This window comes from Amycolatopsis sp. NPDC005003 (assembly GCF_053600695.1).
The window spans coordinates 1-24,469 of sequence record NZ_JBSGAI010000072.1 but is presented as its reverse complement, the minus strand read 5'-3'; the positions used below and the strand labels follow the sequence as shown (position 1 = coordinate 24,469).

At 72.3% G+C, this 24,469-nt stretch carries 25 protein-coding genes; 16 read left to right on the top strand and 9 right to left on the bottom strand.

What is annotated here, in order from left to right:
• Positions 1-44: 44 nt before the first annotated feature.
• A complete protein-coding gene (locus ACWED2_RS45100) occupies positions 45-953 on the top strand; it encodes an SDR family NAD(P)-dependent oxidoreductase (RefSeq protein WP_449696668.1) in 909 nt (302 codons plus the stop codon).
• Here ACWED2_RS45100 and ACWED2_RS45095 read toward each other — a convergent pair.
• A complete protein-coding gene (locus ACWED2_RS45095) occupies positions 934-1,893 on the bottom strand; it encodes a helix-turn-helix domain-containing protein (protein ID WP_449696667.1) in 960 nt (319 codons plus the stop codon). The genes ACWED2_RS45100 and ACWED2_RS45095 overlap by 20 nt on opposite strands.
• Positions 1,894-2,018: 125 nt before the next feature.
• Between ACWED2_RS45095 and ACWED2_RS45090 the strand changes: the two genes are divergently transcribed.
• From ACWED2_RS45090 to ACWED2_RS45070, 5 genes are read left to right on the top strand one after another with little or no spacing between them, the layout of a single operon-like run.
• Positions 2,019-2,888 carry a branched-chain amino acid ABC transporter permease gene (locus ACWED2_RS45090; RefSeq protein ID WP_449696666.1) on the top strand — a complete coding sequence of 290 codons (870 nt, stop codon included), beginning with the start codon at positions 2,019-2,021 and terminating at the stop codon, positions 2,886-2,888.
• Positions 2,855-4,048, top strand: coding sequence for an ABC transporter substrate-binding protein (locus ACWED2_RS45085; RefSeq protein WP_449696665.1), 1,194 nt, complete (start codon positions 2,855-2,857; stop codon positions 4,046-4,048). The genes ACWED2_RS45090 and ACWED2_RS45085 overlap by 34 nt, the downstream gene beginning before the upstream one ends.
• Positions 4,048-5,703 carry a branched-chain amino acid ABC transporter ATP-binding protein/permease gene (locus ACWED2_RS45080; RefSeq protein WP_449696664.1) on the top strand — a complete coding sequence of 552 codons (1,656 nt, stop codon included), beginning with the start codon at positions 4,048-4,050 and terminating at the stop codon, positions 5,701-5,703. The genes ACWED2_RS45085 and ACWED2_RS45080 overlap by 1 nt, the downstream gene beginning before the upstream one ends.
• A complete protein-coding gene (locus ACWED2_RS45075) occupies positions 5,703-6,386 on the top strand; it encodes an ABC transporter ATP-binding protein (RefSeq protein WP_449696663.1) in 684 nt (227 codons plus the stop codon). The genes ACWED2_RS45080 and ACWED2_RS45075 overlap by 1 nt, the downstream gene beginning before the upstream one ends.
• A 10-nt stretch (positions 6,387-6,396) precedes the next feature.
• Positions 6,397-7,803: an amidase gene (locus tag ACWED2_RS45070; RefSeq protein WP_449696662.1), complete on the top strand. Its 1,407-nt coding sequence runs from the start codon at positions 6,397-6,399 to the stop codon at positions 7,801-7,803.
• 85 nt (positions 7,804-7,888) lie between these two features.
• Here ACWED2_RS45070 and ACWED2_RS45065 read toward each other — a convergent pair whose 3' ends face one another.
• Genes ACWED2_RS45065 through ACWED2_RS45050 form a run of 4 tightly spaced genes read right to left on the bottom strand, consistent with a single transcriptional unit; the run spans position 7,889 to position 12,110 of the window.
• Positions 7,889-9,064, bottom strand: coding sequence for a mandelate racemase/muconate lactonizing enzyme family protein (locus tag ACWED2_RS45065; RefSeq protein WP_449696661.1), 1,176 nt, complete (start codon positions 9,062-9,064; stop codon positions 7,889-7,891).
• A gap of 1 nt (position 9,065) precedes the next feature.
• Positions 9,066-9,893 carry a carbohydrate ABC transporter permease gene (locus tag ACWED2_RS45060; protein ID WP_449696660.1) on the bottom strand — a complete coding sequence of 276 codons (828 nt, stop codon included), beginning with the start codon at positions 9,891-9,893 and terminating at the stop codon, positions 9,066-9,068.
• Positions 9,893-10,837 carry a carbohydrate ABC transporter permease gene (locus tag ACWED2_RS45055; protein WP_449696659.1) on the bottom strand — a complete coding sequence of 315 codons (945 nt, stop codon included), beginning with the start codon at positions 10,835-10,837 and terminating at the stop codon, positions 9,893-9,895. Before ACWED2_RS45055 ends, ACWED2_RS45060 begins: the two co-directional genes overlap by 1 nt.
• A gap of 4 nt (positions 10,838-10,841) precedes the next feature.
• Entirely contained in the window at positions 10,842-12,110 is a 1,269-nt protein-coding gene (locus tag ACWED2_RS45050; protein WP_449696658.1) for an ABC transporter substrate-binding protein, read from the bottom strand.
• A 152-nt stretch (positions 12,111-12,262) separates the two neighbouring features.
• Between ACWED2_RS45050 and ACWED2_RS45045 the strand changes: the two genes are divergently transcribed.
• Both ACWED2_RS45045 and ACWED2_RS45040 read left to right on the top strand, forming a co-directional pair.
• Positions 12,263-13,021 carry a FadR/GntR family transcriptional regulator gene (locus tag ACWED2_RS45045; RefSeq protein ID WP_449696657.1) on the top strand — a complete coding sequence of 253 codons (759 nt, stop codon included), beginning with the start codon at positions 12,263-12,265 and terminating at the stop codon, positions 13,019-13,021.
• Between the two features lie 29 nt (positions 13,022-13,050).
• Positions 13,051-13,422 (top strand): L-rhamnose mutarotase, encoded by a 372-nt coding sequence (locus ACWED2_RS45040; RefSeq protein ID WP_449696656.1) that lies wholly within the window; start codon positions 13,051-13,053, stop codon positions 13,420-13,422.
• Positions 13,423-13,438: 16 nt separating this feature from the next.
• Here the strand turns inward: ACWED2_RS45040 and ACWED2_RS45035 are convergent, their stop codons facing one another.
• Entirely contained in the window at positions 13,439-14,125 is a 687-nt protein-coding gene (locus ACWED2_RS45035) for an SDR family oxidoreductase (protein WP_449696655.1), read from the bottom strand.
• Between the two features lie 76 nt (positions 14,126-14,201).
• Between ACWED2_RS45035 and ACWED2_RS45030 the strand changes: the two genes are divergently transcribed.
• Positions 14,202-14,771, top strand: coding sequence for a TetR/AcrR family transcriptional regulator (locus ACWED2_RS45030; protein ID WP_449696654.1), 570 nt, complete (start codon positions 14,202-14,204; stop codon positions 14,769-14,771).
• Positions 14,772-14,876: 105 nt separating this feature from the next.
• Here the strand turns inward: ACWED2_RS45030 and ACWED2_RS45025 are convergent, their stop codons facing one another.
• A complete protein-coding gene (locus tag ACWED2_RS45025) occupies positions 14,877-14,999 on the bottom strand; it encodes a hypothetical protein (RefSeq protein WP_449696653.1) in 123 nt (40 codons plus the stop codon).
• A gap of 99 nt (positions 15,000-15,098) precedes the next feature.
• Here ACWED2_RS45025 and ACWED2_RS45020 point away from each other — a divergent pair, with 99 nt between their 5' ends.
• Positions 15,099-15,968, top strand: a complete 870-nt coding sequence (locus ACWED2_RS45020; protein ID WP_449696652.1) for an expansin EXLX1 family cellulose-binding protein — start codon at positions 15,099-15,101, stop codon at positions 15,966-15,968.
• A gap of 6 nt (positions 15,969-15,974) precedes the next feature.
• Here the strand turns inward: ACWED2_RS45020 and ACWED2_RS45015 are convergent, their stop codons facing one another.
• Positions 15,975-16,463 carry a MarR family winged helix-turn-helix transcriptional regulator gene (locus tag ACWED2_RS45015; protein ID WP_449696651.1) on the bottom strand — a complete coding sequence of 163 codons (489 nt, stop codon included), beginning with the start codon at positions 16,461-16,463 and terminating at the stop codon, positions 15,975-15,977.
• 109 nt (positions 16,464-16,572) lie between these two features.
• Here ACWED2_RS45015 and ACWED2_RS45010 point away from each other — a divergent pair, with 109 nt between their 5' ends.
• Positions 16,573-17,754 (top strand): FAD-dependent monooxygenase, encoded by a 1,182-nt coding sequence (locus ACWED2_RS45010; RefSeq protein WP_449696650.1) that lies wholly within the window; start codon positions 16,573-16,575, stop codon positions 17,752-17,754.
• Between the two features lie 33 nt (positions 17,755-17,787).
• Here the strand turns inward: ACWED2_RS45010 and ACWED2_RS45005 are convergent, their stop codons facing one another.
• Positions 17,788-17,985 (bottom strand): hypothetical protein, encoded by a 198-nt coding sequence (locus tag ACWED2_RS45005; protein WP_449696649.1) that lies wholly within the window; start codon positions 17,983-17,985, stop codon positions 17,788-17,790.
• A 202-nt stretch (positions 17,986-18,187) separates the two neighbouring features.
• Here ACWED2_RS45005 and ACWED2_RS45000 point away from each other — a divergent pair, with 202 nt between their 5' ends.
• The 5 genes from ACWED2_RS45000 (at position 18,188) to ACWED2_RS44980 (ending at position 24,345) form a co-directional block, all read left to right on the top strand.
• Positions 18,188-19,360 carry an ROK family transcriptional regulator gene (locus ACWED2_RS45000; protein ID WP_449696678.1) on the top strand — a complete coding sequence of 391 codons (1,173 nt, stop codon included), beginning with the start codon at positions 18,188-18,190 and terminating at the stop codon, positions 19,358-19,360.
• A 224-nt stretch (positions 19,361-19,584) separates the two neighbouring features.
• Entirely contained in the window at positions 19,585-20,772 is a 1,188-nt protein-coding gene (locus tag ACWED2_RS44995) for an ROK family protein (RefSeq protein ID WP_449696648.1), read from the top strand.
• A complete protein-coding gene (locus tag ACWED2_RS44990; protein ID WP_449696647.1) occupies positions 20,769-22,268 on the top strand; it encodes a sugar ABC transporter ATP-binding protein in 1,500 nt (499 codons plus the stop codon). Before ACWED2_RS44995 ends, ACWED2_RS44990 begins: the two co-directional genes overlap by 4 nt.
• Complete coding sequence (locus ACWED2_RS44985; protein WP_449696646.1) at positions 22,265-23,266, top strand: ABC transporter permease; 1,002 nt, start codon at positions 22,265-22,267, stop codon at positions 23,264-23,266. Before ACWED2_RS44990 ends, ACWED2_RS44985 begins: the two co-directional genes overlap by 4 nt.
• A 23-nt stretch (positions 23,267-23,289) precedes the next feature.
• A complete protein-coding gene (locus ACWED2_RS44980) occupies positions 23,290-24,345 on the top strand; it encodes a substrate-binding domain-containing protein (protein ID WP_449696645.1) in 1,056 nt (351 codons plus the stop codon).
• Positions 24,346-24,469: the final 124 nt, after the last annotated feature.

Here is a 24,469-nt window from a genome sequence, read left to right as displayed (position 1 = left end):
ACAGACCGACGGTCCGAAAGGGCTGTGAACGCAGGAGGACTGCCATGAGCGACAACTGGACCGAGCGCGAGGTCCCGAGCCAGCGCGGCCGCGTGGCCGTGATCACCGGCGCCAACACCGGCCTCGGGTTCGATACCGCGAAGGTGCTGGCCGAGCGCGGCGCGACGGTGGTGCTCGCCGTCCGCGACGTCGAAAAGGGCAAGCAGGCGGCCGCCCGGCTCGGCGCGCACGCCGACGTCACCGTGCAGGAGCTGGACCTGGCGTCGCTGGAGTCCGTCCGGGCCGCCGCGGCCGACCTGCACGCCACGCTGCCGAAGATCGACCTGCTGATCAACAACGCCGGCGTGATGTACCCGCCGCGCCAGACCACCCGGGACGGCTTCGAGCTGCAGTTCGGCACGAACCACCTCGGGCACTTCGCGCTGACCGGGCAGCTGCTGGACCTGCTGCTGCCGGTCGAGGGTTCCCGCGTGGTGACGGTCGCGAGCATCGCCCACCGCATCCGCGCGGGCATCCGCTTCGACGACCTTCAGTGGGAGAACTCCTACGACCGGGTCGCCGCGTACGGGCAGGCCAAGCTGGCCAACCTGATGTTCGCCTACGAGCTGCAGCGCCGCCTTGCCCCGCACGGCACGACGACGTCGATCGCGGCCCACCCGGGCGTGGCGCGCACGGAGCTGATGCGCAACTCCCCGGCGGTCGTGCGCGCGCTCTTCCCGGCGGTGGCCCCGCTGTTCACGCAGAGCTCGGAGCGCGGCGCCCTCCCCGTCCTGCGCGCCGCAACGGACCCCGCCGCACTGGGCGGCCAGTACTACGGCCCGTCGGGCCTGGGTGGGTATCGCGGACGCCCGCAGGTGGTGGCGTCCAGCCCGCAGTCCTACGACGCGGCGATCCAGCGGCGGCTCTGGGCGGTTTCGGAGGAGCTCACCGCCGTCAAGTTCCCCGTCGGCTGAGGGTCCGGGTGCCGGTGCCGAGGGCGGCTTCCCGGAACTCCCGCGGCGAAACACCGAACTCCGCGCGGAACAGCTTGCTGAAGTGGCTCGCCTCCGCGATGCCCCACTCGGCGGCCACGCTCGCCACCGAGCGCCGGGCCAGGCCCGGGTCGGCCAGCCGGCCGCGGATGCGCTCGAGCCGCCGGCGGCGGATGTAGGCGCCCACCGTTTCGCCCGCGTCGTGGAACAGCTTGTGCAGGTAACGCACCGAAATGTGGTGGGCAGCGGCGATCGTCGCCGGGACGAGGTCGTCGGCGAGGTGGGCTTCGACGTAGTCGAGGACCCTGGCGAACAGGTCGTCCGGTTTCGCCTCCGCCCGGGGCGCGCCGCGCAGCACCGTCCGAAGGAGACAGGCGACGTGCTCGCCCAGCTCCCGGCCGGTCGCCGGGTCCAGATGCGGGGCCTGGTCGGCGAACTCGGCCAGGGTGGCGGCGAAGATCCGCGCCGCCGGGGCCTGCGCGACCTGCCGGTTGGCGATGACCTGGCGGACGACCGCGCGGGCGGGCGAAAGCGGCGAACCTTCGAAGTCGACGACGAAGTAGCGGTACGGCCCGCGGATGCCGAGCCGGAACGGCCGTTCGCCGGTGTAGAGCAGGAACCCGCCCGGGCCGGCGCTGGTTTCGCGGCCGTTCTGCTCCAGCCGGGCGTCGCCGTCGAGGAGGACGCCCGCCACCAGCCGGCTTTCGCCGCCCGGGCGCCACGGGCGGACCAGGACGTCCTGGTCGCCGGTGATTTCGCAGGCGCTGAGCGGGCCGAAGCGGTACGGCCGCAATTCCGCTTCGTAGGCCGTACCCGGTGAATTGACCACGACGGCGTCACCGCTGCTCCCGCCGTGGGGTGCCGCCGTGGCGTTCAGGTAGCCGTAGACGAGCGACCCGTCGTCCGTCGGTTCGGTCGGCACGGCGCCTCCTTCGGCCACGCAGCTGCCGCGTTGTGCGCTCGCTGACCAGCCCTGTGCGCCCACGCACCACTTTCTCCACCGCGACCAGCGGATGCTACCTCCCAACCGAGTCGAGGAGGTGGCGGGTGGACGTGGTACTGGCGATCCTGAGCCAATTCGGGCTCTACGGCCTGCTCACCCTGGGAATCGCGATCGTCTTCGCGGCCATGCGGGTGGTGAACCTGGCGCACTGCGACTTCGCCATGCTCGGCGCCTACGCGGCAGCCACCCTGACCGGGTTCGCCTTCTCCTGGCGGGTCGTGCTCGTGCTCGCCGCGACCGTCCCCCTGTTCGTGCTGATCGAGCGCGTCCTGCTCCGGCGCTCGCTCGCCGACGGCCTGGGCTCGATGCTCGTCACCTGGGGCGTGGGCATGGCCCTGCGCCAGCTCGCGGAGGTGGCATTTGGGGCCACGCCGCGCTCGGTCGCCGCCCCCGTGACCGGCTCGGTCGCCCTGCTCGGGACGCAGGGACCGGGGTACCGGCTGATCTGCGCGCTCGTCGCCGTCGTGGTCGTCGGCCTGGTGCTGCTCGCCGCGTACCGGACGCGCTGGGGCCTGACGCTGCGCGCGGTCGCGGACAACCCGGCGATGGCCGGGCTGCTCGGCACGGATCCGCACCGGCTGCGCACGACCGCGTTCGTCGTGGGCGGGCTGCTGGCCGTGCTCGCGGGTGCGCTGTACAGCCCGGCGCTCGCGGTGAGCCCGTCGATGGGGTTCAGCCTGCTGGTGCCGACCTTCTTCGCGCTGCTGTTCAGCAGGCCCGGCTCGCTCGCCACCGCGGCACTGGCCGCGCTCGGGGTGTCCGCGCTGGCCGTGCTGCTGCGGACCTGGCTGTCCGACGTCGTCGCGGACGCCCTGTTCTACGTCGTCGTCATCGGTATCGCCGCGGTGCGTTCGCGGCCCGGCCTCCGGAGGTTCGTTTCATGGTCCCGCCGTTTCGTCGTCCGGTCTGCGTGATCGCCGCGCTGACCCTCTTCTCCGCCACCGGCTGTGCCGGCGCGGCGATCTCCGCCTCCGGAGGGGGTGCCGCGGACGGGCCGCTGAAGATCGGCGTCATCGTGCCGCTCACCGGCCCGATCGCCCAGTCCGGGGCCGCGCTGCGACAGGGCTTCGAGCTCGGCGTCGCGAAGGTCAACAACGCCGGGGGAGCCGGCGGGAAGAAGGTCGAATTCGTCGTCGTCGACGACGCCGGCGACCCGGCGAACTCGACGCAGCTCGCCCGCCGGCTCATCCAGCAGGACAAGGTGACGGCGCTGTTCGGCACGATCACCGGCGACACGGCCGAGGCCGTGGCGAAGGTGTCCGACGACAGCAGGATCCCGTTCTTCACCGCGATCCTGGGCGACCCCGAGCAGTGCCGCGCCTACCAGTGGGGCTTCGGCGAGTCGACCCGGCAGCTGCTCGCCCCGATGGTGCCGCAGCTGCTGCAGAAGTACGGCAAGCGCGTCGCCGTCGTCGGTTCGGACTACAACTACCCGCACATCTACGCCGGGCTGGCCAAGGACTTCACGACGGCGAACGGCGGCACCGTCGTCGCCGAGGAGTACAGCCCGCTGGGCCAGACCGACTGGCAGCCGGTCATCGCCCGGCTCAAGGCCGCCAAGCCGGACGTCCTGCTGTCGATGGTGGTCGGCGCGGACGCCATCGCGTTCAGCCAGCAGGCCCAGCAGTTCGGCCTGCTCACCGACAAGCTCGGCTTCGAAGGCGCGCCGCTGGACTCGGACTACCACCCGGCGCTGAAGGCGCTCACCACCGGCCGCCACCACGCCGTGCGCTGGGCCGACGGCCTGACCGACCCGGCGAGCCGGCAGTTCGTCGACGACTACCGGGCGAAGTACCAGTGGACCGCGCCGATCCCCGAAGTCGCGGGCAGCGCCTACTTCGGCATCCAGTTCGTGCTCGCCGCCGCGGCGAAGTCGGGCACCGACCCGGTGGCGCTCAACCGGGAGGTCGGGACGTTCCAGTACGACTCGCCGCTGGGCGCCGGGACCCACTTCGCGCGGGCCAACCACATCCTGCAGGCCGACATGATCGACGCGGTCATCACGCCGGAGGACTACGCCGTCGCCGCCAAGTTCGGCACGGTCGCCGACACCGTCCCGCGGACCGGCTGCTGATGCGGAAAGCCGTTGCCGCCACCGCGTTGGCTCTGCTCCTGGTGGCCGCGCCGTTCGGGCTCGGCGCGTTCACCCTGGCCATCCTGACCCTGGGGCTGGCGTACGGGCTGTTCGCCTTCGGGCTCGACCTGGCCTGGGGCCGGGCCGGGATGCTCAGCGTCGGGCACGCCGCGTTCTTCGGGCTGGGCGCCTACGCCGTCGCGATCGGCCAGGACCACGGCTGGCCGCCCGCGCTGACGCTCGCCCCGGCGATCGTGGCTTCGGTGGTGCTCGCCCTGCTCGTCGCGGGCATCGGGCTGGCCTCCGCCGTCCCGGACGCGCCGCTGATCCTGCTGACCCTGGGCGTCGGCCTGCTGCTGCAGAAGGCGGCGACCAGCTTCGCGACCGTGACCGGCGGGTCCAACGGGATGTCCGTGTCCGACACGGGTGTCGTGCCCGCCTACTACCGGACCCTGGTCGTGGCGGCCGTCCTGGTGGCCCTGTGCGGCTGGTTGCTGCGCGGCCGGTTCGGGGCGCACCTGGTGGCCTCGGCGCGGAATCCGGAACGGGCGGAGCAGACCGGCATCGACACGAAGCGGGTGCGCACGGCCGCGTTCGCGGTGAGCGCGACGGTGTCCACTGTGGCCGGAGCGCTCTACGCGCCGGTCGCCGGGCTCGTCTCGCCGCCGGTGTTCGGGCTGGCGCTGTCGACGAGCGTGCTGGTGTGGCTGGCCGTCGGCGGCCGCGAGTCCGTGCTCGGCCCGTTCCTGGCCGCGGTGGTCCTCACCGCGGGGCAGCAGCTGCTGGGCAGTTCCTGGCAGAGCTGGTACGTCCTGGGCCTGGCGGCGGTGTTCGTCTTCGTCGTCCAGGTGCTGCCGGGCGGGGTCGCCGGGACCGTGCGGGCCTCGCTGCGGCGCGGGAAGCCGCCGGTCACGCTGCCCCGGGCGAAACCGCGGCCCCGGCCGGTTCCGCCGGGCGAAGGTCCCGCCCTCGTCGTGCACGGCGTGTCGAAGTCGTTCGGCCCGGTCGGGGTCCTCGACGGCGTGGACCTCGTCGTGCCGCCGGGCCGCTGCGTGTGCCTGATCGGGCCGAACGGTGCGGGAAAGAGCACGCTGCTGGCGATCGTCGCGGGCCAGCTCGCCGCCGACGCCGGTAGCCTGCGCCTGTTCGGCCGGGACGTCTCGGCGCTGCCGGTGCACGACCGGGTCCGGCTCGGCCTCGGGCGGATGTTCCAGATCCCCAGCGTCATCGGGGAACTCTCACCCGCCGACAACATCCGGCTGGCCCGGCTCGGCGCCCCGGCCGAGGTCGAGCTCCCCGCCGAGTACTCCGGCCTCGCCGCCGACGAGGACACCGTCGCGAGCACCCTCGCCCTGGCCGACCGGCGCCGCCTGGAGCTCGCGATGGTCCTTTCCGGCGCACCCCGCCTGGTGCTGCTCGACGAACCGGCGGCCGGGCTCGGCCCGGACGACGCCCGCCGTCTCGTCCGCGCGCTGCGGGACGTCATCGCGCACACCGGCTGCGCGATGCTGGTGGTGGAGCACGACATGGAGATCGTCCGCGGGCTCGCCGACGACGTCGCCGCGCTGCACCAGGGCCGGGTCATCGCCCACGGCTCGATGGACGAGATCGTCGCCGACGCCGCCGTGCGCCAGGCCTACCTGGGAGCGAGCTGATGCTGACGGTCACCGCACTCGGCGGCGGCTACGGCCAGGCTAACGTCGTCCGCGAGGTCGACTTCGCCGTCGGCGCCGGGGAAATCGTCGCGCTGCTGGGCCGCAACGGCATGGGCAAGACCACGCTGCTGCGGACGGTCTTCGGGCTCGCGGACCGGCAGGGCGGCGAGATCACCTTCGACGGGCGCCCGGTGCCGCCGGGCCGCCCGGACGTCCTCGCCCGGCTCGGCGCGTCGCTCATGCCCGAAGACCGCGGGGTGTTCCCGACGCTGACCGTCGAGGAGAACCTGGCCTTGGCGACGCGGCGGTCGTTCACCCCGGCGGCCGACGTGTACGCGCTCTTCCCGCTGCTGACCGAACGCCGCCGCCAGCCCGCGGGCACCCTGTCCGGCGGCCAGAAGCAGCAGCTGGGCATCGCCCGGGCCCTGCTGGCCGGGCGGCGCCTGGTGGTCGTCGACGAACTCACCCAGGGGCTGCAGCCGTCCGTCGTCCGCGACGTCGTGGCCGCGCTCGAGCGGGTCGCCGCGAGCGGGGTGGCGGTGCTCGTGGTCGACCAGCAGCCCGACCGGACCCTGGACTGGTGCCACCGGGTCCTGCTCATGGAGTCGGGGCGGCTGGTCCTCGACACCCCGATCGCCGCCGAAACCCGGCGGCGCTGCCACGAACTGCTGATGCTGCGTTGAAAGGACTCGCATGGACCCCTTCGGCTCCGCCGTCGACCTCGCCGCCGCCGTCCGGCGCCGGGAGCTGAGCCCGGTCGAGATCGCCGACGCCTACCTGGCCCGGATCGACCGGTACGACCCCGGGATCAACGCCTTCGTGTGGCGCAACGACGAGGAGGTGCGTGCCGCCGCCAAGGCCGCGGAGCAGGCGGTGACCGACGGCGGCACGCTCGGTGCGTTCCACGGCGTGCCGATCCCGGTCAAGGAACTGACCCAGGTCGACGGCCAGCCCGCCACCTACGGCTCGCTGGGGGTCTCGGACGCGCCGAGATCCGGGACCGAGCCGGTGGTGACCCGGCTGCTGGACGCCGGGTTCCTGCTGATGGGCCGGACGAACTCACCCGAGCTGGGCCTGCTCACGACCACCGAGAACGAGCGGTTCGGCGCCACCCGCAACCCGTGGCAGCCCGCGTACTCCCCGGGCGGGTCGAGCGGGGGAGCGGCCGCCGCGGTGGCCGCCGGGCTGGCCCCGGTCGCGCACGCCTCCGACGGCGGCGGGTCGATCCGGGTGCCGTCGTCGTGCTGCGGCCTGGTCGGGCTCAAGCCGAGCCGCGGCCGGATCCCGCAGCCGGTCGCGGCCTGGGAGCACGCGACGGTGGAAGGCGCGATCACCCGGTACGTCCGCGACGCGGCCGCGCTGCTCGACGCGATGTCCGTCCCGGACCGCCTCGCCTGGTACCAGGCGCCGGCGCCCCGGCGGCCGTTCCTCGACGAGGTGGGCGCCGAGGCCGGGCGGGTGCGGATCGGCCTGCTCACCGAGGCGCCCACCGGGATGCCGGTGGACCCGGAGTGCGCGGAAGCCGCGGAGAAGACCGCCCGCCTGCTGGAGTCGCTCGGCCACGACGTCTATCCCGTCGAGCCGCGGTTCCTGAGCGAGGAGGCCTGGACCGCCTACGCGCAGACAGTGCTGGACGCGTCGGTGGCCGCCATGCCGTACGACGAGCCCGAGCTGGTGGGCTCGCAGCTGCGGTACCGGATGGAGCGGGCGAAGACCCGGGACTCCGGGACGTACGTGCGGGCGTCGATGCTGCTGCAGGAAGAGAGCCGCGGCGTGGTCGCCCAGTGGGGCCACGACTTCGACGTCCTGCTGACGCCGACGATCGCCTGCCGGCCACCGCTGGTGGGCACGGTCCTGCGGGAGGCCGTCGACAACCCGGGCGGAACGCGGCTGACCGAGCTGCAGATGATCTCGTTCACGTCGTTCTGCAACGTGACCGGCCTGCCGGCGATCTCCCTGCCGGTCCACACGTCGTCGGGCGGCCTGCCGATCGGCGCCCAGCTGGTGGCGGGCCCGTGGGAGGAGGCGGCGCTGATCCGCCTCGCCTCGGCCCTGGAACCGGTGGCCGGCTGGACACACCGCTACCCGACACTGCCGTGACGCAAGGGCCGACACGCGTGATTCCGAAGCCGACACGCGTGATTCCGGCGACGACACGGCGGCCGACCCCGTGTCGACCCTGCAATCACGTGAGTTCCACCGCCGGGCGGTGGCCGTTGCCGGAGGCCGGGAGCAGGTGGTAGCCCGCTCGGTCGGGCCGGATGTGGGAGCCGCCGGAGGCCGGGTCGGGCAGCCGGTCGGCGACCGCCGCGATGGCCGCCTCGTCGAGGTGGATGCCCAGGCCGGGGCTGTCCGCGAGAGTGAACGCGCCGTCGCCGATCTCGTGGTCCAGGGTGAGGCCGACCGGTGGCTGGAGGTCCTGCAGCTCGGTGACCAGGTGGTTGGGCACCGCGGTCGCCGCGTGCACCAGGCCGACCGGGGTCGTGCCGATCGGGCTCACCGGCAGGTCGTGGGCGTGGGCGAGGGTGGCGACCCGGAGGAAGTGGGTGATGCCCCAGCCCGCGGCCGTCTGGACGACGTCGACCGCGCCGGCCGCGATCAGCGGCCGGTGCTGTTCCAGCCCGGTGAGGTTCTCCCCGGTGGCGACCGAGGCGCGGACCCCCCGGCCGACGGCCGCGTGGCCGTCCACGTCCCAGCGCCGCACCGGTTCCTCGATCCAGGTCAGGTCGAGGGTCCGTTCGAGCTCGGCGACGTGCCGGACGGCCTGCTTGCGCGTCCAGTTCTCGTTGACGTCCAGCATCAGGCCCGGACGGCCGCCGCCGGCCTCGGCGAGCACGTCGCGCACCAGCGCGAGGCGGCGCCGGTCGCGGTCGATGTCCAAGCCGCCCTTGAGCTTCGCCGCGCGCAGCCCGTGACCGGCGTACGTCCGGTACAGCTCGGCCAGCTCGTCGTCGTCCAGGGCGATGTCGAGACCCGACGCGTAGGCGGGCACGCGGCGGTCCCGGCCGCCGAGCAGCCGCCACAGCGGTTCGCCCGCCAGCTTCGCCTTGATGTCCCACAACGCCGTGTCGAAGCCGCCGATGGTGCCGAACACCGCTCCGGCGTGGCCGGCCTTGAACGTCCGCCGCAGCATCCGGTCGTAGAGCGCCGTCACCCCCCGCGGGTCTTCGCCTTCGATCGCGGCGAAGACGGTGTCCGCCTCCACGTGTGAACCGAGCCCGACGCCGGTGACGCCTTCGTCGGTCTCGACGACGACCAGCGGCATCCGGACGAGACCGCCGGCGTGGACGCCGTTGGCGTCACCGATCGGGCGGCCCCAGTCCTGGACGGTCGTGAGGGCCCGGAAGCCAGTGATCCGCATGTCATCCCTTCGTCGACCCGGCGGTGACCCCGTCGGCGATCTGGCGTTGCAGGAACAGGTAGACGAGCAGCACCGGCACCGCCGCGATCAGCACGCCGGCCGCGAACGTGGGGATGTCGGCGGAGTACTGCCCGCGCAGCGCGGTCACCCCGACCATGAGCGTGCGGTGCTCCGCCGACGGCATCAGCAGCAGCGAGATCAGGACGTCGTTCCAGCAGAACAGCGCGTTGAGCACGCCGACCGACAGCAGCGCCGGGGCACCCAGCGGCAGCATGATCCGCCAGTAGACGCCGTAGACGGTGGTGCCGTCGACGCGGGCGGCGTCGACGATCTCCGACGGCACCGCCGAGTAGAAGCTGGTCATCAGGAACACCGTGAACGGCAGGAACTGCGCCACGTAGGCGAGCACCAGCCCGGGGTAGGTGTCGATGAGCCCGGTGCCCGCCATGATCCGCGCGAGCGGGACCATGATGACCTGGAACGGGACGAACAACGCGGCGAGGATGCCCAGGAAGACCACCGACGACCCGCGGAAGCGCAGCCGCCCGAGCGCGAACCCGGCCATCGACCCGAGCAGCAGCAGGATCGCGACCGAGCACGTCACCACGACGACCGAGTTGAGGAAGTACCGCGACATCCCCACGCTCGTCCAGGCCCGGGCGATGTTGTCCCAGTGCAGCGAGCCGGCGGGGGAGAACCGGTCGAGGGTGTACTCGCGGCGGTCCTTCATGGCGACGTTCGCCGTGAACACCAGCGGGTAGATCGTCGCCAGGGCCAGTGCGGCCATCGGGATGGCGGCGAGCCACTTGGTGAGCCGGGAACCGGACATCAGTCCTCCCTTCCGGCGCGGCGGAGGATGCCGATCTGGGCCAGCCCGACCACGAGCATGATCAGGAACAGCACCGTGGACGCCGCGGAGGCGAGCGCGGGCTGGTTCAGGTGCCCCTGCTGGAACCAGACGTAGTACTCGGGCAGGTAGGTGGAGCCGGCCGGGCCGCCGCTGGTCATCACGTACAGCAGGCCGAACATCGAGGTCAGCATCCCGATCATGGTGGTGACGAAGACGAACTGGATGGTCCGGGACAGGCCGGGGACGATCACGTGCCGGATGGTCTGCAGCAGCGACGCACCGTCCACTTTGGCCGCGTCCAGCAGCGAAGAGTCCAAAGTGGAGAAGCCGGCGAGGAAGACGACGAGCGCCATGCCGAACGTCGCCCAGACGTGCACCCCGACGACGGCGAAGATCGCCACCCGCGGATTCCCGAGCCAGTCCACCGGGCCGAGGCCGGCCAGCCCGAGGAGGGCGTTGACCGGCCCGTCGAAGGCCAGCAGCAGGTTGAAGATCGCCCCGACGATCACCGGCGAGAGCACGGCCGGGAAGAAGTAGACGCCGCGGTAGACCCGGTGGCCCGGCACCTTCAGGTGGATGAAGGTGGCGAGCAGGCCGGGAATGGCGACGGCGACCGGGAGCAGCAGCACGAGCAGCCCGACGTTGCGCAGCGCGGTGCGGAAGAGCGGATCGCCGAACAGCGTCACGTAGTTGTCGAAGCCGACGGCCGTGCCGTTGCGGTCGCCGTCCCCGGTGAAGGAGAAGTTGACGCCGAGCAGCAGCGGCCACAGCCGCAGCAGCAGGACGACCAGCACGGCCGGCGCGACGAGGACCAGCGGCGCGAAGCGCTCGAGCCGCGTTCCGCGGGCGCGCCGGGCCGGTGCGGGCCGCGGGGTGGGCCGGGCCGGAGCCCGGTCCACCGCGGCGGGGGAGTACCCGGTCACGCCGTCAGCCCTTGTCCGAGGCGGCGAGCTGCTGCAGCACGTCGTCGACGCCGATCGACCCGCTCAGCAGCTGCTGGGAGAGCCGGCCCATGAGGTCGAGCGTCTTCGAGGAGAGGGCGACGTGCAGGGCGGGCTTGCCGGTCTTGACCTCCGAGATGATCGTCGTCACGGCCGGGCCGCCCGCCGAGACGTCGATCGAGGTGTCCGCGGCGATCGCGCCGCTGTCGGCGTAGAACGACTTCAAGGCGTCGGTCGAGCTCAGCGAGCGGACCAGGTCCGCGGCCAGTTTGGGGTCCTTCGTCCCCTTCGCGACCGCGTAGCCGATGCCGCCGTCGTACGGGAGGCTCGGGGTGGCGGCCGGGTTGACCTGCGGCGCGGTCATCACGCCGACCTTGTCCGCCCCGAGGAACTCGGCGAAGTCCTTCCAGTGCCCGATGTCGGACATCAGGCCGATGACGTTCGCGGCCTTGCCGGACTGGAAGAGCGCGAAAGCGTCGTTGAACATCGCGGTGGAGTTGGGGCCGTCGGTGTTCAGCCCGGTGTCGCCGGCCTGCTTCCAGAGCTCGAAGATCCGCTTGACGTCCGGCGAGGTCCAGTCGCGCTTGCCGGCGATCCAGTCGGTGTACTCCTGGGGCGTCAGGGTCGCGGTACCCAGTGCCGACAGCCAGAACTGGATCCCGGCGCCTTCCTTGTTGCCGAGGGCGAGGCACTTCGCGCCGGTCTTGGCGGCGATGGTGCCGCAGTCGCGGACGAAGTCCTCCCAGGTCCGCGGCGGGGCGGCGGGGTTCAGCCCGGCCTTCTCGTAGAGCCCCTTGTCGTAGTAGAAGGGGTGGCCCTGCAGGGTGACCGGCTCGGCGTAGACCTTCCCGTCCTTGGCGAAGGCGTCCCAGCCGGACAGACGCGACCGGTCGTCGGCGACATAGGAGTCCAGCGGCTCGAGGTCGGCGACCCGGTCGCGGATCTGGCCGCCGCCGTTGAAGAGCATGACGTCCGGCCCGCGCTTGGCCTGGATCGCCGCGCCGAGCAGGGTGTAGTACTGGTCGTAGGGCTGGGCCACGAACTCCACGGTGACGCCCGGGTGCTGCTTGGCGAACTCGGCCTTGGCCTTCGCCACGTAGCTCGCGGCCTTCGCGTCGCCGGATTTCCAGTCCCAGACCACGAGCTTGCCGCTCGCGCCGCCGGTCGGGGAGGCCGGCCCGGCGGCGCTGCCGCATCCCGCGGTCAACGCCAGCGCCGTGACCAAGACGGCCGAGAACAGTGTGCGCTGCTTCATCGCTGCTCACTTCTCCAGACGGTGGCCGGACGGGGAGTGGCCCGGCACGGTGCGCAGAAACGTAACTCGTATGACGTATGACGTCAACGGTGCCGCTGTGTAAGCTTCTCGCGTGCGTTCGACGGAGGTCGGCGCGGTGCGACGGAGGAACGATGACGGCATCAGACCGGCGGCCCGCTGCCCCGGAGTGGGTGCGCCGCCCGGCGAACCTGGCGAGCGCGGTCACCGCCGAGCTGGTGGAACGCGTGGTGCGCGGGGTCCACCCGCCCGGAACGTCGCTGCCGGCCGAGCCGGTGCTGTGTGAGAACTTCTCCGTCAGCCGGACCGTGGTCCGCGAGGCGGTGAAGCTGCTGCAGGCGAAGGGCCTGGTCCAGGTCCGCCAGGGCGCGGGCACGGTGGTGAACCCGGCGTCGATGTGGAACATGCTCGACGAGCTCGTGCTGGCGGCGGTGATCGCCGAGGACGAGACCTCCGCCGTCCTGGACGACCTGGTGGTGACGCGCCGGCTGCTCGAATCGGACATGGCGCTGGTCGCCGCCCGGACGGCCGGCCCGGAGGTCGTCGAGCGGCTGGGCGAGCTGGTGGACCTCATGGACGAGCTCGTCGACGATCCCGACGCCTACCGCGAGCAGGACCTCGCCTTCCACGACACGATCATGCAGGTCTCGGGCAACCGCCTGGCCCGGGGCGTGGTGCGCGCGCTGGAGAGCCAGGTCGTCAACACCGCCCGGTACGTGGGGCCGGGCGAGCGCGCCCTGTGCGTGGCGTCGAACAAGGGGCACCGCCGCGTCTACGAACGGATCGCGGCGGGGGACGGGGACGGCGCCGCGAAGGCGATGTTCGACCACATCACCGAAGCGTGGCTCGCGCGCCGCCCCGGCTCCGGCGACCCCGGCCGCCTCGAACGTTGACCGCTGTTCCCCGTCCCCGAAGGAGTTCCATGGCCCAGCGCTACGGCATGCTGATCCGCTTGCGCCCGGAAAAGCGCGAGGAGTACCTGCGGCTGCACGCCGCGGTCTGGCCCGGCGTCGAGCGGATGCTGCGGGAGGCGAACATCCGCAACTTCACCATCTTCCTCCACGACGACCTGCTGTTCGGGTACTACGAATACGTCGGCGAAGACCACGACGCCGATCAGGCGCGGATCGCCGCGGACCCCGAAACGCAGCGCTGGTGGACGTTGACCGACCCCTGTCAGGAGTCGCTCACCGAGCGCGAAGGGGGCGCCTGGTGGACGCCCATGCAGGAGGTCTGGCACCTTTCGAGCGATCCGGGTGCGCAGGGCGAAGGAAGTTTGCCCGGAAGTCCCTGAACGCCCCCGGTCCGGCTCAGTGGGTCAGGAACCCGCCGTCGACGAAGAGGTCGTGGCCGTTGAGCCCGCCGTTGCGCAGCAGGAAGTCGGTCGCGTCGGCGATCTCGTCCATGGTGACCAGCCGCCCGATCGGCGTCCGCGCAACCTGCGCCCCGAGGTCGGCGTCGCGCCAGCGGGGGCTGTCGCCCACCAGGCCCGGGTGCAGGGCGTTGACCCGGTGCGGCGCGAGTTCGACGGCGAGGGTCTTCACCAGGCCGGTGACGGCGCTGTTGAAGGTGGTGACGACGGTGGAACCCGGGTAGGGCCGTTCCTTGGCCAGGCCGCCGAAGAGGACGACTGAGGCGTCCGGCGTGAAGCGGTCCCGGAGCACTCTGACGGCTTCGGTGTACCCCACCAGCTTCGTCGTCACCGCGGTGATCGCCTCGGCGATGTCGAAGTCCCGCAACGTGTTCGGGCGCTGGTGGCTGGCCGTGATCACCAGGTGGTCGAGGGACGGCACGCCGGCGGCCGAGCCGGCGATGGTCTCCGGGCGGGAGAGGTCCAGGCCGATGCCGGTGGCGGTGGGCGAGATCTCCTTCGCGACGGCCTCGGCGCGGGCCGCGTCGCGCCCGGCGATCACCACGGTGCCGCCCCCGTCCGCGTGCCGCTGGGCGATGAAGCGGCCCAGGCCGTCGGTGCCGCCGATGATCATCGTGGTGCTCATGAGGCCTCCAGTCTTGTTGACCACTTGGTCATTAAGCAGCATAGGCTGCTTGCTGACCAACTGGTAACTTGGGGCCGTGACGCGACGCCCCCATCGCCGCGACCCGGAAGGCCACCGCCAGGCCATCCTGGAAGCGGCCCGCACCTGTTTCGGCGAACGCGGCTTCGCCCGCGCGACGGTGCGGGACATCGCCTCGCGCGCCGGCGTCACCCACGGCCTGGTCCTGCGGCAGTTCGGCTCGAAGGAACAGCTGTTCCTCGCCGCGGTGCCGGGGCACCGGGAGCTCGACGCGGTGATCGCCGGCGACCCGGAAACGCTCCCCGAGCGCGTCGCGCACGCGTACGTGACGCGGATGGAGGCCGCCGCGGCGGTCGACCCCCTCGTGGTCCTGCTGCGCAGCATCGCCTCCGACCAGCAGGCGGCGGCGAAGCTGTACGGCGCGATGGAAGCGAGCAGCATCCGGGCCTACCGCGAGGTCGTCGACGGCGAAGACGTCGCCGCCCGCGTCGCGATGCTCGGCGCGCAGCTCATCGGTGTGACGGTCAACCGGTACATCGCCCGCACCGGGCCGCTGGCCGAGCTGCCGGTGCCGGCGCTGACCGAGCACCTGGCCCGCGTCCTGCGGCACATCCTCTTCGGCGCCTGACACCGGCGCTGTCGACCGACTGCCGGGGAATCGTCGACGGCGGGCCCGCTGATGCGCCGGTGAAGTCCCGGGGCAGGAAATGCCCTTTCCGGCGCCGGTTTGTCCTCATCGGACCGTCTCGGCTCGCCCGGCCGCGAGCAGCTCCGCCGCCGCGCCGCCGGCCAGCTTCTCCACGGCCGCGCGGACCAGGGCGGTGGTGAGACCGGATCGGGGCGAGGGACGGCGCAACTCTTCGACCGCATCGGGGCCGCGCCGTGTTAGCGTGCACATCGCCCGGCGCGCCCCCGGGTGTGTCCGATGTGGCCTACCAGCGGTTCGGGAGGTGCGGTGCCCAGACGCGCGGTGGTGGTTTCGGTCGTGGCGTTGCTCGTGGTGGCCGTGACGGTCGTCGTCCTGGTGACGACCCGGGCGGACGCCCCGGCCGCGGCGGCGAACAGAGCCGAGGCCGCACCTTCGATCGGGACGGCCGTCACGACTCCGCCCGTCACCACGCCGTCGGCTTCGCCGGCGAGCACGACCCCCGTCGCCTCCCCGTCCTCCGGCGCCACGTCCCCGGCGGCCACGACGGCGTCCGGCGACGCGCCGCTCGCCGGGCGGATCAAGCCGGGCGTGACCCACTCCGGGGTCGCCACGTTCTACGACACCGACGGCACCGGTGCGTGCGGGTACGACGCGAGCCCGGATCCGCTGAACGCGGCGATGAACGTCGCGGACTTCGAGGGTTCGCAGGCGTGCGGGGCCTACGTCCGGGTCCAAGCCGGCGGCGCGAGCGTGACGGTGCGGATCACCAACCTGTGCCCGGCGCCGTGCCGGGTGGGGCAGCTGGACCTGAACCCGAAGGCGTTCGACCGGCTCGGGGCGCGCGTCCGCGGGGAAATCCCGGTCACCTGGCAGCTGGTGAGCCCGCCGTCGCTGCCGGACATCTCCCTGCGCTACAAAGAGGGATCGTCCCAGTACTGGTGCGGGATCCAGGTGATCGACCACCGCAACCCGGTGGCCCGGCTGGAAGTCCGCGCGGGCGGCAGCTGGAAACGCCTGCAGCGCACCGATTACAACTACTTCCTGTCGGAGAACGGTGCCGGGTGCGGTGGGGCCGTCGCGGTCACCGACGTCTACGGCGAGCGGCTCGTCATCGACCCGCTGCCGGTCAAGGCCGGCGTGGTGCAGCCGGCGAATCGGCAGTTCGGCCGGCACTGACCGGCGTCAGTCCTCCTCGGCGGTCGCGGACAGGAAGGCCGCGAGGTCGTCGGTGAAGCGCAGGAGCAGGTCGTAGAACGTCCGGCGGTCCCGCGGGTCCCAGCCGGACAGCGCGTCGCCGAACCAGCCGAGCAGGGTGGTGACGTACCGGTCGGCGATCTCGGCGCCGTCGGGGGTCAGCTCGACCAGCCGGGCGCGCCGGTCGTCGGGGTCGGCCAGGCCGCGCACCAGCCGCCGTCGTTCGAGCACGTGCAGGTGCCGGGTGACGTGCGGCCCGGCGACCTGCATCCGGTCGGCGATCTCGCCGACGCGCATCGGCTTCCCGCTCATGTGCAGGGACAGGATGATCGACAGCCCGGGCCGGTCGAGGTCGGCCCCGATCCGCTTCATCGCCCGCTCGCCGAGGCCGCTGCGGTTCATCAGGGTGCCCAGCTGCAGGATCCGCGGCAGCACGGCACGCAGGTCGGACACGTCGCCGGCGTCTGTGTCGGCCATCACACCTCTTAGATAGCTAACTTAGGTATATAGTCGGTCAGGTCGGGGGTTGGTCACGCGCATTGTCGCACCTCCCATTCAGATACCTAACTTAGCTATAGGAGATGTCGTGAAGCGAGTTCTGATTTCGGGCGCCAGCATCGCCGGGCCGGCCCTGGCCTACTGGCTGCAGCGAGCCGGGTTCACGGTCACCGTCGTGGAGAAAGCGGCCGAGCTCCGGGTCGGCGGCTATCCCATCGACATCCGCGGCACGGCGCTGGACGCCGTCGAACGGATGGGGGTCCTGCCGCGTCTGCGGGACCTGCACATCTCGACGCGGCGGCTGACGTTCCTCGACGCCGACGGCGGCGAAATCGCGGCGCTGGTCCCGGACGCGGTCATCGGGGGCGTCGAAGGCGAAGACCTCGAGATCCGCCGCGGCGACCTGATCCGGACGCTGTACGACCTGGTGCGCGACGACGTCGAGGTCCGGTTCGGCGACACCGTCGAAACCCTCACCGACCACGGTGACGGGGTCGACGTCACCTTCCGCGGCGGCCGCAGCGAGCGCTACGACCTGGTGATCGGCGCCGACGGCTTGCATTCCCGGACCCGGGAGCTCGTCTTCGGCGACGAAGCGCCGTTCCACCACTACCTCGGCTACTGCTTCGCCGGCTTCACCATGCCCAACGACTTCGGACTGGTCCGTGAGGGGCTCGCCTGGAGCACGCCCGGCAAGGGTGCGGCGCTGTACGCGGTGCTCGACAGCGAAGAGGTCCACGGCTTCCTGGTCTCCGCCCGGCCGGAGCCGCCGTTGGAAGCGTTCCGCAACCCCGAAGCCCAGCGGGACCTCATCGCTCGCACCTTCGAGGGCGACGGCTGGGAAATCCCGCGCATGGTCGCGGCGATGCGCGAAGCCGACGACCTGTTCTTCGACGTGGTCAGCCAGATCCGCATGCCGCGCTGGTCGTCCGGCCGGGTCGCGCTCGCCGGCGACGCCGCACACGCGCCGTCGTTCCTGACCGGCCAGGGCACGAGCCTCGCGCTGGTCGGCGCGTATGTCCTCGGCCACGCCCTGGCGACCATCCCCGACCACACGGCGGCCTTCGCGGCTTACGAGAACCGGGTGCGAGGCTTCGTCGAGGCCAATCAGGCGCTGGTGACCGAAGGCCAGGTGACGATGTTCCCGTCGACCGCGGAAGCCCTCGAACGCCGCAACGCCGCGCTGCGGCAGTTCACCGAGGTCCCGCGGGCGCCCAAGCCCGAGCACTCCGCGCTCGCCCTGCCGGACTTCCCCGTCCCGGTGCGGTGAGGCGGGCCGCCCGCCTCACCGCGCCCGGGTGCGTCAGGCGCCCGGGATGATCAGGATCGGGTAGGTCCGGGGGACGACGCACAACGCGGTCGTGGCGAACATCGCGAGCGAGCTGCCGATGCACCTCTCCGCCGGGACGCTTTCCGCCTGGGCCGATGCGGTGGCCGCCGTGCCGATCAGGACTCCGGTCGTCAATGCCAGCGCACCGAGCGCGGCCGTGATCCGTCGCATGGTGATCCTCCTGTCGTGGAGCCGGTTTCCGATGGCCGGAGGCTGCCCCGGAACCGGGGCGGACGAACGGCTCAGCGGCCGATGGCACCGGTCCGGGTGACCCCCACACCGGGTCCCGCCACCCCCGGCCGCGCGCACGGCCGGCTGGGAAAGCACCAGTAGGCTGAAGCGAATGAGCACGGTATCCACCCCGGAGCAGTCGATGGTCGAAACCCGGCACCAGACCCGGTTGCTGACCCTGCTGCGGGACGACGGCCCGATGTCGCGGGTCGAGCTGGGGGAGCGGCTGGAGCTGCCGCGCGCCCGGGTGGGTGCCGAGGTGGCGCGGCTGGCCGAGGTCGGGCTCGTCGAGGCCGCCGGGCCCTCGGCCAGCCGGGGCGGGCGGCGGTCGACGCTGGTCCGGCTCGCGGGAGAGCTGCGGGTGCTCGCGGTGGACGTCGGTGCGACGTCGGTCGGCGTGGCGGTCACCGACGCTTCGTGCGAGGTGCTCGCGCACGCCGTCGAGGACTGCGACGTGCGGCAGGGCCCGCATCCGGTGCTGCGGCGGGTCGCCGAACTCGCGGCGAAGGTGCGGGAGGAGGCACCCGGCCGGCTGGTCGCGGCCGGAGTCGGGCTGCCGGGCCCGGTCAGCTTCGCCGAGGGGATGGCCGTCGCGCCGCCGATCATGCCCGGCTGGGACCGGTTCAACGTGCGCGACCACCTGGGCGGGCTCTGGGGCTGCCCGGTCGCGGTGGACAACGACGTCAACGCGATGGCGCTCGGCGAGCGGCACGCCGGGGTCGCGCGCTCGACCGACGACCTGATGTTCGTCAAGATCGGCACCGGCATCGGCTGCGGGATCGTGCTGGGCGGCAAGGTCTACCGCGGGGTCGCGGGCACGGCGGGCGACATCGGGCACATCCGGCTCGACGACTTCGGCCCGACCTGCGCGTGCGGTGAGGTCGGCTGCCTGGAGGCCTACTTCGGCGGGGCCGCGCTCGCCCGCGACGGGCTGGCCCTGGCGCGCAGCGGCCGCTCGGCGTTCCTGGCCGAGGCGGCCGCCGAACGCGGCGCGGTCACCGCCCGCGACGTCGGCCGGGCCGCCGCGGCGGGCGACTCCGGCGCGGTCAACCTCATCCGCGACGGCGGGCGGCGGCTCGGCCAGGTCATCGCCTCGCTGGTCTGCTTCATCAACCCGGGGATGGTGGTGATCGGCGGCGGGGTGGCCCAGCTCGGGCACCAGCTGCTCGCCGAGGTGCGCAGCGCGGTGTACCGGCGCTCGCTGCCGCTGGCCACCGGAAATCTCCCCATCGTGCTCTCCGAGCTGGGCGAGACGGCGGGGGTCATCGGGGCCGCGTGGTCGGCCACCGACCGGGCCTTCACCCTCAGCAGCTGAGCACGTTCGATGACAGAACGTTGCTGAACGCGTCCACAGTGTAACGCCAAGATCGGACAGACTTTTGCATGCAGTGAGCGAAAGTCTGTCCGGTTTCGCGCGGCTATCCGGGTGAAAACCCGACTTAACGTACCGGTATCACCTTGACGAGTGATGCCAGTCACCCTACTTTCGCTGCCTGAGCGACAAAGTGCGTTCAGTAGCCAGCGCAAGATGGGGGCACCGTGGCCGTCACCGGAACGAGGCGAGCCGGCTCGGCGAGCCCGCGTACGGCGAACCTGGCCGCGGTCCTGCGCGCACTGCGCACCGGCCCGCTCTCCCGCACGCAGCTGGCGGCCCGCTGCGGCCTCGCGAAGTCCGCGGTCCCCGGCCTGCTCGCCGAGCTCGCCGGGCGCGGCCTGGTCCGGCCCGCCGGGGTCCGCCCCGGTACCGGGCGCCCGAGCCGGCTGGTCGAGCTGCACGGCGAAGACGCATACGCCCTGGCTCTGGGCATCGAGGCCGACCGGCTGTCGGCGCTGGTCACCGATCTGTCCGGCCGGGTGCTGGCCGAGCGGAGCGAGGCCGTCGACGTCGCCGCGCTCGGGCTCCCCGCCGGGATGGACGAACTCGCCCGCCTGGCGCGCAGAGTGCTGCCCGGGTCACCGGTCGGCGTCGCGGTCTCGGTGCCCGGGCTGGTCGACTCGGCCGCCGCCGTGCTGCGGTTCGCCCCGGCGCTGCGCTGGCGGGACGCGGAGATCGCCGGTCTCCTCGCGGCCCGGCTGGCGGTGCCGGTCGACGCCATCGCCGTGGACAACGACGCCAACCTCGGTGCCCTCGCCGAATCGGCCGCGGGCACCGGGACCGACGTCTTCTACCTCGGCGGCGCGACCGCCGTCGGCGGCGGGTTCGTCTCCGGCGGCGCCATCCTGCGCGGCGCGCGCGGCTTCGCGGGCGAGGTCGGGCACATCGCCGTCGACCCGTCCGGCGAACGCTGCTCGTGCGGCCGGACCGGCTGCCTGGAGACCAAGGCGAACCCGGCGGCGCTCCTGCGTGCGGCCGCGGCCCCGGGCGACCCGCTGCACGATCCGGCGCCCGGTCTCGAAGGCCGTGTCGCCCAGCTCAGGGACCGCATCCGGCGCGGCGACCAGCGTGCGGTGACCGCGGTCCACGAACTCGGCGTCGCGCTCGGCGTCGCCCTGTCCACTGTGGTCGATGTGCTCGACCCGGACGTCGTCGTGCTCGGCGGTTACTTCGCCGGGCTGGGGGAGTGGCTGGTCGAGCCGGTCCGCGTCGAGCTCGCCGCCCGGCCGCTCGGCCAGGCGCGGGTGGTGGCGTCCGGGCTCGGCCTGCAGGCCCCTCTGCGAGGTGCCGCGCACCTGGCGGCCGAGCGGCTGTTCGCGAACCCGACGCTCGCCGAGGAGGCCACGGTATGACCCTGCTGTCCGTCCGCGGGATCGTGAAGACGTTCCCCGGCGTCCGCGCCCTCGACGGCGTCGACCTCGACGTCGAACCCGGCGAGGTGCACTGCCTGCTCGGCCAGAACGGCGCCGGGAAGTCGACGCTGATCAAGGTGCTCTCCGGCGCGCACCGGCCGGACGAGGGCGAGCTGACCTGGAACGGCGAGCGGGTCGAGCTCGGCTCGCCGGTCGACGCCCTGCGCCTGGGCATCGCCACCATGTACCAGGAGCTCGACCTCGTGCCCGGGCTCTCGGTGGCGGACAACATCTTCCTCGGCCACGAACGCGCCCGCTTCGGCTTCACGCGCATCTCCCAGGCCCGCGACGAGGCCGCCCGCCTGATGGCCCGGCTCGGGCACCCCGGCATCCGGCCGGCCACCGAGGTCGGCAAGCTCTCGGCCGCCGGTCAGCAGCTGGTCTCGATGGCCCGCGCGCTCGCGCACGACGCCCGGCTGCTCGTGATGGACGAGCCGACCGCCGCGCTGGCCGGCGAGGAGGTCGACAACCTCTTCCGGATCGTCGGCGAGCTGACCGCCGACGGCGTCGCGGTCGTCTACATCTCCCACCGCCTGGAGGAACTGCGCCGGATCGGGCACCGGGTCACCGTGCTCAAGGACGGCCGGACCGTCGGCACCGGCCTCGACGCGCGCACCACGCCGACCGCCGACCTGGTCGCGCTGATGGCCGGGCGCAAGGTGGAAACGGTCTTCGGGCCGCGGCACGACGGCCACGGCCGGCCGGAGACCGCGCTCGAAGTCGAGCACCTCTCCCGCGGCGGCGAGTTCGAGGACGTGAGCTTCAGCGTCCACGCCGGCGAGGTCGTCGGCATCGCCGGCCTGGTCGGCTCCGGGCGCAGCGAGCTGCTGGAGACGATCTTCGGCGCCCGCAGGGCCGATCGCGGAAGTGTTGCGGTGGGCGGGAAGCGCCTGCGTCCCGGTGACGTGCTCGCCGCCGTCAAGGCCGGGATCGGCCTGGCGCCCGAAGAGCGCAAGAGCCAGGGCCTGCTGCTGGACCTGCCGGTGGTGCACAACGTCACGCTGGCCAGCCTCGGCCGGTACGCGAAGCTCGGCTTCACCGAGCGCGCCAAGGAGCTGGACGACGCCGGCGCGAGCCTGCGGCGCCTCGACCTGCGGCCCGCCGACCCCCGGCGGATCGTCCGCACGCTGTCCGGCGGCAACCAGCAGAAGGCCGTGCTCGCGCGGTGGCTGGTCCGCGGGTGCCGGGTGCTGCTGCTCGACGAGCCGACGCGCGGCGTCGACGTCGGCGCCCGTGCCGAGCTGTACCGGCTGATCGACGAGCTGGCCGCGACCGGCGTCGCGATCGTGCTGGTGTCCAGTGAAATCCCCGAGGTGCTCGGGCTGTCCGACCGGGTGCTGGTGCTGCGCGAGGGCCGCGTCCTCGCCGACCGGCGCTCGGCCGGGCTGACCGAGGCCGAGGTGCTCGACGTGATTCTCGAGGGGAGCGCGGCATGACCGAAACACAGGCACCGCCCCAGGAAGCGCTGCCCGCCGAACGGAAGCGGCGGTTCGCCTTCTCCGCCGACCCGCGGCTGCTCGGCCTGGCCGGGGTGCTGGTGGTCCTGTGCCTGGTCGGCCAGTTCACCCGGCCCGAGCTGTTCTTCACCGAAAGCAACATCTCGACGATCCTGCGGCTGGCCGCGGCGATCGGCGTGGTCAGCGTCGGGATGACGTTCGTGATCATCAGCGGCGGCATCGACCTGTCCGTCGGCTCGATGGTCGGCCTGGCCGGCGTCTGGCTGACGACCCTGGCCACGCAGTCCTACGGGCCGTGGGTGATGGTCCTCTGTGGACTCGCGGTCGGCCTCGGGTGCGGGCTGGTCAACGGCGTCCTCGTCGCCTACGGCAAGGTCGTGCCGTTCATCGCCACGCTGGCGATGTACGTCTCGGCCCGCGGGCTCGCCGAGCGGATCAGCGGCCGGCGCACCCAGGTCGTCGCCGACCAGGACTTCCTCGCCTTCTTCCGCGGCAGCTTCCTCGGCGTTCCGACGCTGATCTGGCTGTTCGCCCTCGTCTTCGCGGTCGGCTGGGTGGTGCTCAACCGCACCACCTTCGGCCGCCGGACGTACGCGGTCGGCGGCAACGCCGAGGCGTCCCGGCTGGCCGGCATCAACGTCAAGCGCCACCTCGCGCTCGTCTACGGCGTGGCCGGGCTGTGCTGCGGGATCGCCGCGCTCATGGTCGTCGCGCGGACGACGGCGGGTGCGTCGACCAACGGCATGTTCTACGAACTCGACGCGATCGCGGCGGTGGTCATCGGCGGCACGCTGCTGACCGGCGGCCGCGGCTCGCTCATCGGCACGCTCGTCGGCGTGCTGATCTTCACGGTGCTGTCGAACATCTTCACGCTGAACAACCTGGACACCGACATCCAGAACATCGCCAAGGGCGTGATCATCGTGCTCGCCGTGCTCTTGCAGTTCCGGGCCAGGAAAGCCAGGACCGGTCCGTAGTTCCACCACCGATGGAGGCCGTCATGACCGAACAACCCTTCCTCGGCCGCCGGGGATTCCTGCTGGGCGGGGCCGCTGTCGGCGCCGGTGCGCTGCTGGCCGGCTGCACGTCGAACACGCCCGCGAACTCGGAGTCGAACGCACCGGTCGCCAACGCGGGCAACAACGCCCAGCCGGGCAAGCCGATCACCATCGGCTTCTCCGCGCCGGCCGCCGACCACGGCTGGATCGCGGCGATCACCAAGAACGCCAAGGCCCAGGCGCAGAAGTTCAGCGAGGTGAAGTTCAACGCCACCGAGGGCACCAACGACGTCAACCAGCAGATCTCCCAGGTGGAAACGCTGATCAACGCCAAGGTCGACGTCCTGGTGATCCTGCCCTTCGACGGCAAGGCGCTCACCGCGGTCGGCCAGCAGGCGATGGACGCGGGCATCCCGGTGATCAACCTCGACCGCGTCTTCGACACGCCGCTGGCGTATAGAACGTGGATCGGCGGCGACAACTACCGGATGGGCGTCAACGCGGGCAACTACATCGCCGCGGAGCTCAAGAAGAAGAACGTGGCGAACCCGATCATCGGCGAGGTCGCCGGGATCGACTCGCTGCCGCTGACCCAGGAACGCAGCAAGGGCTTCAAGGACGCGCTGGGGCGCGCCGGGTTCAAGGTGGGCCCGCGGGTGTCGGCGCAGTTCACCTCGGAGTCGGGCGAGCAGCAGACCGCGAACCTGCTCCAGGGCGCGCCGAAGCTGGACGCCCTGTGGAACCACGACGACGACCAGGGCATCGGCGTCAACGCGGCGATCGACACCGCGGGGCGCAAGGAGTTCATCATGGTCGGCGGCGCCGGCTCGAAGAACATGATGAACCTGATCAAGGCCGACTCCTCGCCGATCAAGGCGACCGTGCTCTACAGCCCGTCGATGGCCTCGACGGCGATCGCGCTGGCCCGGCTGCTCGGGCAGGGCAAGGGCATCGGCGACCTGGCCGAGCACGACATCCCGGCCGAGATCACCACCTACTCGGCCGTGGTCACGAAGGAGAACGTCGACCAGTACCTCGACGTCGGCTTCGACTCCTGACCCGAGTCTGCCGCCGCTGTCGTGAGTGGTAATTCGGGTTAGAAACCAAAATAACACACAACAACACCCCCACCGCAAACAAAAAGATAGGGAGAGCGGGGGGGTGGGGAAGAGGGGGATATTT

Coding starts and splice junctions, on each gene's coding strand:
- ACWED2_RS45100 (WP_449696668.1), top strand. CDS start 45: ATGAGCGACAACTGGACCGAGCGCGAGGTCCCGAGCCAGCGCGGCCGC.
- ACWED2_RS45085 (WP_449696665.1), top strand. CDS start 2,855: ATGGTCCCGCCGTTTCGTCGTCCGGTCTGCGTGATCGCCGCGCTGACC.
- ACWED2_RS45080 (WP_449696664.1), top strand. CDS start 4,048: ATGCGGAAAGCCGTTGCCGCCACCGCGTTGGCTCTGCTCCTGGTGGCC.
- ACWED2_RS45075 (WP_449696663.1), top strand. CDS start 5,703: ATGCTGACGGTCACCGCACTCGGCGGCGGCTACGGCCAGGCTAACGTC.
- ACWED2_RS45070 (WP_449696662.1), top strand. CDS start 6,397: ATGGACCCCTTCGGCTCCGCCGTCGACCTCGCCGCCGCCGTCCGGCGC.
- ACWED2_RS45065 (WP_449696661.1), bottom strand. CDS start 9,064: ATGCGGATCACTGGCTTCCGGGCCCTCACGACCGTCCAGGACTGGGGC.
- ACWED2_RS45060 (WP_449696660.1), bottom strand. CDS start 9,893: ATGTCCGGTTCCCGGCTCACCAAGTGGCTCGCCGCCATCCCGATGGCC.
- ACWED2_RS45050 (WP_449696658.1), bottom strand. CDS start 12,110: ATGAAGCAGCGCACACTGTTCTCGGCCGTCTTGGTCACGGCGCTGGCG.
- ACWED2_RS45045 (WP_449696657.1), top strand. CDS start 12,263: ATGACGGCATCAGACCGGCGGCCCGCTGCCCCGGAGTGGGTGCGCCGC.
- ACWED2_RS45040 (WP_449696656.1), top strand. CDS start 13,051: ATGGCCCAGCGCTACGGCATGCTGATCCGCTTGCGCCCGGAAAAGCGC.
- ACWED2_RS45035 (WP_449696655.1), bottom strand. CDS start 14,125: ATGAGCACCACGATGATCATCGGCGGCACCGACGGCCTGGGCCGCTTC.
- ACWED2_RS45015 (WP_449696651.1), bottom strand. CDS start 16,463: ATGGCCGACACAGACGCCGGCGACGTGTCCGACCTGCGTGCCGTGCTG.
- ACWED2_RS45005 (WP_449696649.1), bottom strand. CDS start 17,985: ATGCGACGGATCACGGCCGCGCTCGGTGCGCTGGCATTGACGACCGGA.
- ACWED2_RS45000 (WP_449696678.1), top strand. CDS start 18,188: ATGGTCGAAACCCGGCACCAGACCCGGTTGCTGACCCTGCTGCGGGAC.
- ACWED2_RS44990 (WP_449696647.1), top strand. CDS start 20,769: ATGACCCTGCTGTCCGTCCGCGGGATCGTGAAGACGTTCCCCGGCGTC.
- ACWED2_RS44985 (WP_449696646.1), top strand. CDS start 22,265: ATGACCGAAACACAGGCACCGCCCCAGGAAGCGCTGCCCGCCGAACGG.
- ACWED2_RS44980 (WP_449696645.1), top strand. CDS start 23,290: ATGACCGAACAACCCTTCCTCGGCCGCCGGGGATTCCTGCTGGGCGGG.